Annotated in this window: 11 protein-coding genes; 4 read left to right on the forward strand and 7 right to left on the reverse strand. The window is 66.1% G+C overall.

Annotated features, from left to right (window positions below):
- Positions 1-58 precede the first annotated feature (58 nt).
- Both B0I08_RS05485 and B0I08_RS05490 read left to right on the forward strand, forming a co-directional pair.
- Positions 59-2206, forward strand: coding sequence for a DEAD/DEAH box helicase (locus B0I08_RS05485; protein ID WP_106210610.1), 2148 nt, complete (start codon positions 59-61; stop codon positions 2204-2206).
- Positions 2203-3801, forward strand: a complete 1599-nt coding sequence (locus tag B0I08_RS05490) for a stealth family protein (RefSeq protein WP_245884581.1) — start codon at positions 2203-2205, stop codon at positions 3799-3801. The genes B0I08_RS05485 and B0I08_RS05490 overlap by 4 nt, the downstream gene beginning before the upstream one ends.
- Here the strand turns inward: B0I08_RS05490 and B0I08_RS05495 are convergent.
- The 5 genes from B0I08_RS05495 to B0I08_RS05515 form a co-directional block, all read right to left on the reverse strand.
- Positions 3743-4681, reverse strand: a complete 939-nt coding sequence (locus B0I08_RS05495) for a phosphodiesterase (protein ID WP_106210612.1) — start codon at positions 4679-4681, stop codon at positions 3743-3745. The genes B0I08_RS05490 and B0I08_RS05495 overlap by 59 nt on opposite strands.
- A gap of 221 nt (positions 4682-4902) precedes the next feature.
- On the reverse strand, positions 4903-5295 hold the full coding sequence (locus B0I08_RS05500) for a TraR/DksA family transcriptional regulator (protein WP_245884584.1): 393 nt from the start codon (positions 5293-5295) through the stop codon (positions 4903-4905).
- Positions 5296-5376: 81 nt separating this feature from the next.
- Positions 5377-6903, reverse strand: a complete 1527-nt coding sequence (locus B0I08_RS05505; protein WP_106210614.1) for a maltokinase N-terminal cap-like domain-containing protein — start codon at positions 6901-6903, stop codon at positions 5377-5379.
- Between the two features lie 99 nt (positions 6904-7002).
- Complete coding sequence (locus B0I08_RS05510; protein ID WP_106210616.1) at positions 7003-7704, reverse strand: Rho termination factor N-terminal domain-containing protein; 702 nt, start codon at positions 7702-7704, stop codon at positions 7003-7005.
- A gap of 209 nt (positions 7705-7913) precedes the next feature.
- Entirely contained in the window at positions 7914-8717 is an 804-nt protein-coding gene (locus tag B0I08_RS05515) for a hypothetical protein (protein ID WP_181243263.1), read from the reverse strand.
- A gap of 100 nt (positions 8718-8817) precedes the next feature.
- Between B0I08_RS05515 and B0I08_RS05520 the strand changes: the two genes are divergently transcribed.
- A complete protein-coding gene (locus tag B0I08_RS05520) occupies positions 8818-10479 on the forward strand; it encodes a RecQ family ATP-dependent DNA helicase (RefSeq protein WP_245884586.1) in 1662 nt (553 codons plus the stop codon).
- On the opposite strand, the gene B0I08_RS05525 is transcribed toward B0I08_RS05520, so the two are convergent.
- Together B0I08_RS05525 and B0I08_RS05530 are read right to left on the reverse strand one after the other, a co-directional pair.
- Positions 10476-11375, reverse strand: a complete 900-nt coding sequence (locus B0I08_RS05525; protein WP_106210620.1) for an aminotransferase class IV — start codon at positions 11373-11375, stop codon at positions 10476-10478. The genes B0I08_RS05520 and B0I08_RS05525 overlap by 4 nt on opposite strands.
- Before the next feature lie 4 nt (positions 11376-11379).
- The gene (locus B0I08_RS05530) at positions 11380-11754 is read right to left on the reverse strand and encodes a tryptophan synthase subunit alpha (RefSeq protein WP_245884589.1); all 375 of its coding nucleotides are present in this window, start codon (positions 11752-11754) and stop codon (positions 11380-11382) included.
- A gap of 137 nt (positions 11755-11891) precedes the next feature.
- On the opposite strand from B0I08_RS05530, the gene B0I08_RS05535 reads away from it, so the two are divergent.
- Positions 11892-12311, forward strand: coding sequence for a P-loop NTPase family protein (locus tag B0I08_RS05535; protein ID WP_106210622.1), 420 nt, complete (start codon positions 11892-11894; stop codon positions 12309-12311).
- Positions 12312-12333 lie beyond the last annotated feature (22 nt).

A 12333-nucleotide genomic window follows, 5' to 3' on the forward strand; every position in this document is an offset into this window, starting at 1 on the left:
TCCGAACAAACGGAACCACGATCTCGCCTACCCGTGCCTCACCAGCACAAGGAGGAACATGGCGCAATCAGGCCAGCGACAGACACGCCAGCGATCCGCCGGCACCCGTCAGGCGACGCAGCGCCGACGTCCGCGCGGAGCCGACGACGCCGGAGTCATCCCGGTGCTGGCGCGCGCCGCACGCGAGGTTGAGGCAGCAGTGCAGAAGGGCCCGCTCAAGCCGTCCAACCGCGCTCGCTTCCAGGTCGCCGCCCTGCTGCTGCGCGAGGAACGCGCCCGTGTGAAGACCGATCCCGAGCTGACCGAAGCCGAACGGTCCAACGAGCAGAAGCGCCTCGACGGCCTCGCCGGGATTCTCGCCAAGACTGCCGCCCGCGACACGAGCCTGATTGCCCTGCTCGGCGATGACGCTCCCGTCACCGCCGCGGCCAAGACTCTGCGCCGTGACCTGCTGCTCGCCGCCGGTGTCGAGCTCAGTCCCGACGAACTCATCATCACCACCGAGCCGAAGCCGGTTGACACCGCCGCAGAACGCCAGGTCGTGCCGCAGTCCGTGCGCCAGGTGCAGATGTCCAATCCGTTCCTCGCCCCCGATTTCAGCAGCTACCAGGCCCAGCCCGCACGGGTGAACCGCTTGGGCAACTGGGAACTTATCGAGCCCCTGTTCCGTGCCTTCGAATATGGCGCGGGCGGCGGGACGGCCAGCATGGATCTGCCAGAAGCCACGACGCTGCGCACCCCGGGCAGGCTCGAACTTATGCGCCATCAGGCCCGTTTTGTCGAAGAAGTGAAGCAGGGGCACCGCACCTTCCTGCTCGCCGACGAGCCCGGCCTCGGCAAAACCGCCCAGGCACTGTTGGCGGCGTCCGTGTCCAACTCGTACCCCCTTCTGGTGGTTGTGCCCAACGTCGTCAAGACGAACTGGGCGCGCGAGGTGGAACTCTGGACCCCGCAGCGCACCGCGACCGTTGTGCACGGCGACGGCAACGACGTCGACGCCTTCAGCGACGTGGTCATCGTGAACTACGAGGTGCTCGACCGCCACGTCGGCTGGCTGAGCCGCTTCGGCTTCAAAGGCATGGTTGTGGACGAGGCGCATTTCATCAAGAATCTGTCTTCGCAGCGCTCCAAGCACGTTCTGGCCCTCAGCCGCAGCATCCGCGCGACGGCGCCAAAGGCCCTCATGATGGCGCTCACCGGTACGCCGTTGATCAACCAGATCGACGACTTCCGCGCCATCTGGCAGTTTCTCGGCTGGATCGACGACAAAAAGCCGCTGCCCACGCTGATGGACAAGCTCGAAGACACCGGGCTTACCCCGGCAGACTTCGGCTTCTTTTCCGAAGCCCGCCAGGCTGTCGTCGACATGGGTATCGTGCGCCGTAAAAAGGTGGATGTCGCGGCCGACATCCCCGCGCGCCGGGTCGCAGACATCCCGGTCGAACTCGACGACGACCTCGGGCGCTCGATCCGTGAGGCTGAGGCTGCGTTGACCGCCCGCCTCCTCGAGCGTTACCGGAGACGGCTCAGCCTGCGCAAGGTGGGCGCCGACGAGTTCGACGGCGACGTCGACCGGGACCGCCTCATCCGGCTGGTGGCCCGCGAGGAACTCGAAGACACAAAGTCATCGAAGACGGCAGAGAACGTCTTCACGATGGTTCGGCGCATCGGGCAGGCGAAGGCCACCCTCGCCGCCGAGTACACCACCCAGCTGGCACGGAACGTGGGCAAGGTCGTGTTCTTCGCCAAGCACATCGACGTGATGGACGCAGCGGAGGCCCATTTCGCGAAGGTCGGCATCAAGTCGGTGTCGATTCGTGGCGAGCAGTCCCCGAAGAGCCGTCAGGCCGCAATCGACGCCTTCGCCACCGACCCCGACGTTGCCGTCGTGGTCGCGTCGCTGACCGCGGCAGGTGTCGGCCTCAACCTCCAGGCGGCGTCCAACGTGGTGCTGGCCGAGTTGAGCTGGACGAGTGCGGAGCAGACCCAGGCCATCGACCGCGTACACCGGATCGGTCAGGAGTTGCCCGTAACGGCCTGGCGGATCATCGCCGCCCAGACCATCGATGCGCGGATCGCGGAACTCATCGACAGCAAGGCCGGACTGGCCGCACGCGCCCTCGACGGGTCAGATGAAGAAATCGGCACCGAGTCCAGTGTGCAACTCGAAGCGCTCGTCAGCATGCTGAGCGAGGCTCTCGCGTGACCGCGCCGTTGACCCTCGTAGAGTCAGCCAGCTGGCCGCGTTCGCTCGGCCGGGACGACGTTGTTATCCGCAAGGGGCAGTTCACGCTGCTCAACGGAAACCTCACGCCGCAGCAGTCGATGATCGAAGACCTGCTGGCCATTCGCGATGCTCTCGATGCCGCGGGTATCAGCTATCTCCTCGTGCGTGGCGAGCACGAGCGTCCGGTGCTCGCGCTCGACCGCAAGCGCCGCGGTGCCATCACGAAGGCGCTCGCGGAGGCTTTTGTCGCCGAACCCTTCTACGCGAAGGCAGTGAAGGGACCGGCGCTGTTCATCGCGGACGGTCGGCTCGCTCCGGCGAAAGCTCGGGTGCTGAGGCTGTTCCGTCCCCGTATCGAACCCGTCGGTCGCCTGCACTACGGCGCCAACAACGGCGTACGCGTCGAATTCTGGGATTTCGGAGTCGACGAGATCGTCGCACCCGTCGAGAACGCTCTTATGCGTCGCACACTCCTTCGCACCGAAGCGGTAGACACCACTGTCGAGCGGTATGACCGGGAGTGGCCAACCCTGCAGGGCATGTTCGACATCCACGCGACCGATATCGACTTCGACATCGACATGGTGTTCTCCTGGGTCGACGGTACCGATCTGGACTTCCAGCGCGCTCGCGCACTGCGGATGAAGTCGTACGTTGTCGGGGATGGCGACGATTCCGAAGCCCGGTTCCGCCAGATCGACGAACTCAAGTACGCGCTTCGCAGCGTGTACATGTTCGCGCCCTGGGTCCGACGCATTTTCATCGTGACGGACTCACCGGCCCCGGCATGGCTTGCCGACCACCCGGGTGTCACCATCATGCGCAGCGAAGAGTTCTTCAAAGACCCCTCCGTGCTGCCCACCCACAACTCCCAGGCGGTGGAAAGCCAGCTGCAGCACATCCCCGGAATCAGCGAGCACTTCATCTACTCGAACGATGACATGTTCTTCGGCCGCCCGGTCAGCCCGGACATGTTCTTCTCGCCCGGCGGGGTCACCAAGTTCATTGAAGCGACGACCCGCATCGGACTGGGCGAGAACAACCCGACCCGCAGCGGATTTGAGAATTCGGCTCGGGTCAACCGGCGTCTGCTGCACGACCGGTTCGGTCGGGTGACCACGCGTCACCTGGAGCACGCCGCGACGCCACTGCGTAAGAGCGTGCTGCTCGAGATGGAGCAGGAGTTCGAGGAGGAGTTCACGCGTACCGCGGCGAGCACGTTCCGATCCAGCACCGACATTTCCGTTACCAACTCGCTGTACCACTACTACGCGTTGATGACCGGGCGTGCGGTCGTGCAGCAGCACGCGCGTGTCAAGTACGTCGAGACGACGCTCAAGATCGCACTCAAGGAGATGGATTCGCTCCTCAAAGAGCGCTCGTACGACTTCTTCTGCCTGAACGACGGAAGCGCGCCCGAGATCTCCGTGGAGAAGCGAACCACCGCGGTGGTGTCTTTCCTCGAGCGCTACTTCGCGATCCGAGCGCCGTGGGAAGCGCCGCTCGACCGGGAGACTACGCCAGAACTCGGATGGGAAGAGTCATCGGAGGCTCCTGCGCTACCGGTTCACTGACCGCCTCGCCGATGCGAACCCCAGCGACCGCGAGGCGACGTTCCGTCTCCTCGGCATCGATGTAGTCGAGCGGAGCGAATTCGCCGAGCGGTACAACCGAGTGCAGCACCGTGTTGTTGAACACGTGCACGAGGTTGTAGGCGCGCGCACCATCGCGGCCGCGCGTTCCACCGACGGGAACCGTGAGGTCCTGCGTGTAGCAGGTGGCGGAGGCCACAGACACGGGAATCCCCGCGAAGGTTGCGGTGGAGGAGTAGTGGAGGTGTCCCGCGATGATGCTGCGAACGTCGGTTCCCTCGAGCACCTCGGCCAGGGCGGACTGGTCCCGCAGCTCGACGAGCACGGCCAGGTCGAGAACGCTGGGCACCGGGGGGTGGTGCATGGCGAGAATGGTGCCGTGCGGCGCCGGTGTCGACAGCTCTTCAGCGAGCCAGTCGAGCTGGTCTCCGGTCACTTCACCCCAGTGCGCCCCGACCACGGACGAATCGAGGGTGATAACGCGGAGCCCGTTCACGTCGTAAACGCGATCAACCGGTTTGGCCGTGGGTGGCTCACCGAAGAGCACTTCCCTGAACGCCTCGCGCTTGTCGTGGTTGCCCATCACCCAGATGACCTGTGCTCCGAGCCGGCGGGCGGCGGGCTCAACGATGGCCCGCAAACGCTCGTACGCGTCTGCCTCGCCGTGGTCGGCCAGGTCACCGGTGAAGATGATTGCCTCGGGCCGGCCTCCCGACTTCTCGACATCCTCGAAGAGCCGTCTGAGGTGTGCCTCCGAGTCGACCGTGTTGTACAGCTGCTTTCCACCTGCGAGCAGGTGGGTGTCGCTGAGGTGCAAGAGGAAGTGATCCGCTCGCGGGTACTCAGCCGTTCGTATGTGCACGAGGTGTCCATTCGGTTCTCGAGTCAAGGCGCGGCAATCGCGACCAGCAATGTTACACAATCAAGTGCACCACCGCTGGGTAAACGGGGAGTGACCGCCACGCGGCTAAACGCAGACCGACAGGTATTTCTTACTCATATCTCTGACGCGCGCCCGAGCAGCGTCCTAGGCACGTCCGAAAGACCGCTGACTTACCTCAAAGCCACCAGAGGCACGCAGACTCAGCGCACGCGCCCCGCGCAGGTGATACACAGGCCCGCGTGGGGTCGCGCCTGCAACCGGCCCAGCGCGATATCCCCGCCGCAACTGGCGCACCGGCCGTAGGTGCCGGTAGCGATGCGGGACAGAGCTGCATCTATCTCGGCCAGGTGTTGCCGTGACTGGTCGAGCATGGCTTGGGACTGGGATCGCTCGAACGCCAACGTGGGGCCCTCAGGATCATGCTCGTCGTCGGTGGGGGAGTCGCGACGAGAAGTGAGGAACGCACCCATTTCCTCGGCGAGGCGCTCAACGAGGAGTCGGGTTTGCTCCCTGTCCCCTGCGAGGTGATTCCGCAGTGACGTTCGCTGCCTGGACGTGATTGCGGTGGGGTGATGTTCGGCGATCCCAGTCATGCATCAAGTAGAAGCCCCCCAAACGGGGGGCGTAACCCCTAGCATGTTGGTTTTCTTTTGTGTATCCGCCGGGATCTTCTGTTAGATGTACTCCGCGTTGTGCACACCGCTGGCAGGATCGTGCGCGGCCAGTCGGCCGATCGCTGAGACGGGGATATCGATCCAGGCCGGCCGGTTGCGAGCTTCGTACACGGCTTCGTACAGCGCCTTGTCGATCTCAAATGCGTCGAGCAGCAGCCGGTGCGCCCGCAGGTCGAAGCCCGACCGTTCGGTGTACCCGTCCATAAATGCGAGCCGGGCCGCCTCCGCCCAGCGCACGGCGGAGCTTGCGGCGGCTGCGGGCGACACCGGCCCGTCGGTCGGCGACGTCGCTGACGCTGACGCTGACGCCGACGCTGACGCCGCCGGTGCGGACGCGGCTAGAGCTGAGGCCGCGACCAGGGCGTTCTGGGCGACGGAGCCGGCTACGTAATCGAAGGATCTGAGCATCCCCGCGACATCCCGAAGCGTCAAATCCAGTTCGGACCGTTCCGCCATCGGGCGCATCGGTTCGCCCTCGAAGTCGAGCAGTACCCACCCGCGGCCATGCACCCACAGAACCTGACCGAGGTGGTAGTCGCCGTGGATGCGCTGCAGGGCGGGCCATGATGCCAACCGGGCGGCCTCGTAGATGTGCTCTATAGCGACGTGATATTCAGCGAGCGAGGGAACCTCGGCCTCAGCGGCGGCATGGCGCAACCGCATGCTCGCGAGGGTCGCGTCGATGTCGGCGCTTGTGGCAACGCGCGTGGGGAGCGCGGCCGCGAGCACGGAGTGCACCTCCGCGGTCGCGACACCCAGCTTGTGCGCCTTGGCGGTGAAGTCTTCGTCCGCCTCAGCAGACTGCAGCGCAACGCGCCAGGCATCCTCAACACCGGGCAAAAATTCCTGAGCAAAGGCGAGGTGCCCGGTCGCGCGGCCGTTCGGGCGACCCGAGTCGCTCCACGATCCCTCAATGGCACCGATCGACCGTGGAACCAGCGCAGATCCTGCGGCGGCAATAGCCGACTGCAGAGTGACGTCCGGATTCTCACCGTGATGAAGCGCCCGGAAGACCTTGATGATCACCGGTGGCCCCGAAACGACGTCAACGATGATCGACGTGTTCGATTGCTCGCCACGCAGTACATGGGAGCCCGTGACCTCTACAGGCGCTGCGCCCGGCTGACGATGTCCGGAGACGGTGTTGATTGTGCCAGCGGATGCCTCGGGGGAGCTGTCTGCGAGCTCCGAGTTCGACAGCATCACCTCAAGCAGCGCCTCGGCGTACGCGGGGTCGGCAGGTGCGTCGTAAATGAAGCGCTCTGATGCGGTTCCGGCGTCACCGATGGTTGCCACGGGGAGAACCCCCTCGAGCTGCTCTGCACGCTCGGTTAGCGGAACTTGATAAAGCGTCGCCCTGCCTGCCCCATGGTCGAGGAGGTAGTGCGTGGTGATGACGACGGCGGGGCGATCAATACGCCAGCCCCCAATTCTTTCGAACCGGGGAATCGAGCCTTTGTCGGCGTACCAGCGCTGGGCGGCAACCCACTGCGGCAAATTTTCGGGGATCGAGGCTTCTGTGCTCACGCAGCCACCCTACGCAACCCACCTGACAGAGACCAGAGATTGTCTCGGTGATGCGACCCTGGCGCAGACGAGCTCGTTCACCCCACGGTCAGTGCAGTGTCAGTGCCCTAACTCGTCATCCGGGTCCGCCGGTGATTCGTTGGCCGCCAGGCGTTCCACAATCGCCCGCAACAGATCCGCTTTGGCAAGGCGCGAGTAACCGATCAGGCCGAGTTCCCTGGCCCGCAATCGGAGCTGGGGCACTGTCATGGCGGCAGTGACTCGCGCCGGTGTCGGCGGGGCCGGGGTGGGCTGTTCTGGAGTCGGGCCCGCCGCAGTTGTACCGGCGACGGAGACGTGTTCGGCGTCGGGCTGGGCGGGCTCGGCGGGCACCGCCCGGACCGCGTCCAGCAGCGCCTGCCGTGAGGGCTTCGTCGGGACGTTCGCGGAGGGTGTGCTTCGGCCGGCCCCGCTGGCCTGGGGCTTCGCGGCGGGTTTGCTGCCGGGGCGCGTGGTTGGGCTGGCTTTGGGCGGCGCCACCTTGGCGGTACCGGTTCGCGGCGAGGTGGCTCTGGCGGCGCGGACGACCGCGGCAACGTCCGCGGCTGGCGCGTCGACGGGTTGCTGCTCGACGCGTGACGGCTGCTCGACGGGCTGCTGCTCGTCCGGCGACCCCTGCTCGTCGGGCTGCGGCTCGTCCGGCGACGCCTGCTCGACGGCAGGCACCACGGGGGCGATAACTGGGGGGATGGCGGGGGCAGCGATCGGGGCTGCCTTTACATCCGCGATCTTCTTCTTGCGGGAGAACAGGTTAAAGAACACGAAGGGCGTCTTTCCGGCATCGAGGCGTGCGGGGGCGATCCCGACGGGGATGGCGGGGTGTACCTCTCATTCTGCCCGATGAAGACCTCGTCGCACGGGGCCGAGCGCACGGGGCCGAGCGCGCGGGGCTGGTCGCGCGGCGCTGGTCGCGCCTGGCTGGTCGAGTCTCCAAGTGGTTCGGTGCAGGAGTGGCTCGATGTAGTAGTGGCTCAATGCAGGTCCCAGCCGGGGATCACGTGGAACGTAGACGCAGCTCCGAAGCCGCGAGCGAAGAAGGCGACCAGGTCGTTGGCGCCCCTGGTGGACTGCTTTACGGCGCGGGAGCGGGTCGCCCACCCGTCACGTGGCGCCTGATAATCAGTGCCGCGTACCGCGACGCCGGCGGCACTGAGCCGTTGCTCGAGCGCGGTACTCGTCTGAGCGGCGGAACCACCGCGGGCGAACTGGATCAACGTTGGCGGGAAAAACGGCGGGATCACCGCGGCACTACCCGCGGCGCTACCCCATGAACTGGAGCCGGGCGAAATCAACGCGAGCCGCATCACGGGGTGCCGTCCGAATTCGTCGTTCGGATCGTTGTCCCCCCGGCCGTCGGAGTCATCCGATTCATCGGAGTCGTCAGCATCAGGTTTCGCGCGGGCAGCGGCGAGTGTCAGCGCGACGGAAGCCGCAGCCCCTTCGCCCACGATTCCCAACCTCGCGGGGTCTGCCCCGAGAGCCGTCGCTGCGCGCGCTGCCTCGGTGACGGCGCGATCGAAAGCCCCCACGGATTCGGTGGCGGATGTGGCATCCGCCTCTGCCCCAGAGTCCGTCAGCCTGACTACGGCGACGAGAGCAGGCAGGCCGGCGGCAAGCGAGCTCGCGAGCCAGGACATGGCTGCGGGGCGGGAGGAGCAGATCACGATGAGTGGCTGTCCGGTGGTGTCCGTGCCACGCCACAATGCCCCGAAATCTGCGCTTGTTCGCCGAACACCGCGGGCGGCGCGTCGGTGCAGCAGGGGCGAGGACATCACCTCCTCAGGCTACAGATGCCTCCGAGGCGTGCGGCCTATTGAGTACTGCGCTGTGAGGCAAGGCCTTGCACCATCGTGTGGGCGTGGATTGGCTGGGCCGGTGCAGACAACAGGTGACCGTATCCAGGGTGTCGCGGCCGAGCAGTTCGGCTGGGATCGACTTCGGCCGGGCCAGCTCGCTGCGATCGAAGCAGCTCTGCGGGGCAGGGATGTGCTGGCCGTCCTGCCCACGGGGTACGGCAAGTCTGCGATCTACCAGATCGCTGGAATGCTGATCGACGGTCCGACCGTGGTGATCTCGCCCTTGATCTCGCTGCAGGCCGACCAGGTCGCACAGATTCGCAAGGCACCCGGAGCGATTACCGCCGTCGCGATCAACTCCACGATGAGTGCTCGCTCCGTCGGCGAGGCGTGGGCTGCGCTGGAGGTTGGAACGGCCGAATTTGTGTTTCTCGCTCCCGAGCAACTCGCGAACCCCGAGGTTGTGCGGCGACTCAGCGCGCTTCGCCCTCGCCTGGTTGTGGTCGACGAGGCGCACTGCGTCTCGTCCTGGGGTCACGACTTTCGTCCGGACTACCTCAGGCTGGGAGAACTGATCGACGCTCTTGACGGGGCTTCCACCATCGCCCTGACCGCGACGGGGTCGGCTCCGGTTCGGGAGGAAATCATCGAGGGCCTGCGCCTGCGCGACACCTGTCTGGTCATCCGCGGGTTCGATCGGCCGAACCTTCGCCTGGAGGTGGAGCGGGTAGAAAGCGACCGCCGCAAGCGTGATGCCGTGGTGGAGCGGGTGGTCGCCTTGCCCATGCCGGGGCTGCTCTACGTTCCCACCCGGGCGGACACGGAGCGATACTCGGCGGAGCTCACCCGCAGGGGCCTCCGCGCGGAGCCCTACTCAAGCGCGCTCGGCGCCGCTCGTCGCACCGCAGTGCATCGCGCATTTTTGGCGGGCGAGCTGGACGTCGTGGTCGCGACGAGCGCCTTCGGAATGGGGATCAACAAGCACGACGTGAGGTTTGTGGTGCACGCTGCGGTCACGGATTCGGTCGACGACTACTACCAGGAGATCGGACGCGCCGGCCGCGACGGAGAACCGGCGCTCGCCGTGTTGTTCTACCGGCCGGAGGATCTGGCGCTGCGCCGGTTCTTTGCGGGGCGAAACCCGAGTCGCGAGAGCCTTGCGGATGTCGTTCGCGCCCTCGTTCAGGCGGGCCGAGTGTCCCGTGACGAACTCGCCGACGCGGTCGCTGTGTCGAGTCGTCGCCTCGGTGCCATGGTGGGCTTGCTCGAGGAATGTGGACTCGTCGAATCTGACGCGTCAGGAGTGCGCCTGATTTTTGCAGGTCAGGTGGACGAGGCGGTAAATCGGGCCGTCGAGGCGAGCGAGCAGGCGACGCGGATCGACAGTTCGCGGATCGAGATGATGCGAGGGTTCGCTGAGACACCCGGGTGCCGGAGGCAATACCCGCTCGGGTACTTCGGCGAATCGCTCGCGCGGCCCTGCGGCAACTGCGATGTCTGCTCGGAGTCGGAGTCGGAGTCGGAGTCGGAGTCGGAGTCGGTGTCCGGGTCCGCCTCGGCGCCCGCGGGAGAGCTGGTCACGTTCCCGGTGGACTCGCGGGTGCGGCATCCGCTCTGGGGCGACGGCATTGTCATGCGCAACGAGCCGGACCGGATGACGGTGTTCTTCGATGAAGAGGGATACAAGACCCTCTCGCTGCGCACCATCCTGTCAAAGGGGCTCCTCAAGCGAATCACCTAGCCAACGGACGCCTCGCGCGTGAGCAGGTAGCCGTTGAGGTCGGCGGTCATGTCGGCACGAACGGGGTGCGGCCGTCCGTCGAGCACGCGGATCGGCACGGCGAGCCGGCCGCTGGACACCAACCAGGCGGCGTCAGTGTGGCCCAGTTCGATTGGCGTGAGCAACTCAAATCCCGTTCCGAGCCCACGCTGGCGGGCCCATTGGAACGCGTCGCCCTGGGTCGTGCCTTCCAGGATTCCTGACTCAGTGGCCGGTGTGCGCAACTGCCCGTCGCGCAGGTAAATCAGGCTCGATGTCGGGCCCTCCAGCACGAAGCCGTCGGAGCTGACGAAAAGGACATCGTCCGCGTTGCGACGCGCGGCCTCGCGCAGGGCAGCGCGATTGACCGCATAGGACAGTGTTTTTGCGCCGGACAGCAGCCACGGCGAGGTGCGCCCGACGTCATGCCTGAGTCCCCGGTCAAGAAGCACAACGCGCACGCCGCGGGTTCTTGCCACTGAGTGGTCAGTCGACACGGACGCGAAGACCCAGCCGGTGGGCCGGGCATCACCCTCCACACCGCGGGTGAGGACCGCGCGCACGAAACCTTCCGCGACCGGGTCGAGTCTCTCGACGACCGCCCTGATGGCCTGCCGCCAGGTGGCGAGGTCGGGCGCCGGAAGTTCGAGAACCTCCGCCGAGTGGGTGAACCGCGCCAGATGCGCTTCGAGGGCGTGCGGGATGCCGCGCACAACACTGATTGATTCGAAGATGCCATCGCCACGGGTCACGCCCAGATCCTGCACATTCAGCTGCGGTCGGAGCGGGTCGGCGAAGCTGAACAGAGGTGCCGCAGGGTCCCGCGGCGCGGCGGAGTTCGATGGCCGGTTCAGTACGGCGAGCACGGTGCGTGACATGTATTTATTCTCGCGTGCGGGGTCCCGGTCCGTGCGAGATGGCGTGACTCAGGGGTGCAGCGGCAGCGAGGCCTCCGCGCAAGCGCCCGATCAATGACCAGACCGTGCGGGTGAGCGGGGGATGATCCAGGGCGATCTGTCGGAGTACTCGGTATTCGCGGGTGGGAGAGGGGAGCTGGCCGCCGTTGGCGTTGATCGCGTCGGCCCGCAGGAGGTACACCACCAGCTCATCGACCGAAGGCAATTCCTCCATGAAATCCCACGGGTCCCCGCCGTCGAGACATCGCTCGAAGATCACCGTCTCCAGCTCGTCTCTGGCCTCGGCGCGAAGCACCTCGAGACTCGCCCTGGCACGGGGGACGGGGAAGTTCGAAGCCATAAATCCAGCCTACGCGCGCTCGCGGCCGGGAGTCGAATTGTTCCGATCCGGTCCTTCACGTCTGTCGTTTGCGGAACGCTGTCCCCAGATCACCTCGCAACACAGGAGCGGAGCGCAAGGTTCGCAAACCTAGGGGAATGACGACGACCCCCTCCTACGACAGCCTGGTTCCGCTTCGCACCGACTTCCTCATCGAACAGCGAGTGCGCGACCTGATCGGGCGTGCAAATCTCCGCCAGCTGTGGCTGCTGTTCCTCGACGAGCAGCAGGTGCAGCTTCCTTTGCTGCTTCCCATCGATGGGCTGCCCTCCCGCCCGACAGAAGACGGCACCGCGCGTGTGGTTGACAATGTCGTGCGGCTGATGGAGGAGCTCGGAGCGGCAGGGCTGGTGGTGGTCTGGGAAAGGTACGGCCCCGCCCACCTCAGCGAAGGGGACACCGAATGGGTCCGGTGCTTCGCCAGTGCGTGCGGGGCCGTGCGGCTTCCGTTGCGCGCGATGCTGCTCTCGCACCGCCACGGGGTCCGGTGGATCGCCGCGGATGATTACCTGAGGTGACTGGGCGCGCGGAGGTCGCAAG

This window comes from Glaciihabitans tibetensis, from assembly GCF_003003265.1.
Taxonomy (GTDB): domain Bacteria; phylum Actinomycetota; class Actinomycetes; order Actinomycetales; family Microbacteriaceae; genus Glaciihabitans; species Glaciihabitans tibetensis.

Coding starts and splice junctions, on each gene's coding strand:
- B0I08_RS05525 (WP_106210620.1), bottom strand. CDS start 11,375: ATGTCACGCACCGTGCTCGCCGTACTGAACCGGCCATCGAACTCCGCC.
- B0I08_RS05485 (WP_106210610.1), top strand. CDS start 59: ATGGCGCAATCAGGCCAGCGACAGACACGCCAGCGATCCGCCGGCACC.
- B0I08_RS05530 (WP_245884589.1), bottom strand. CDS start 11,754: ATGGCTTCGAACTTCCCCGTCCCCCGTGCCAGGGCGAGTCTCGAGGTG.
- B0I08_RS05500 (WP_245884584.1), bottom strand. CDS start 5,295: ATGACTGGGATCGCCGAACATCACCCCACCGCAATCACGTCCAGGCAG.
- B0I08_RS05535 (WP_106210622.1), top strand. CDS start 11,892: ATGACGACGACCCCCTCCTACGACAGCCTGGTTCCGCTTCGCACCGAC.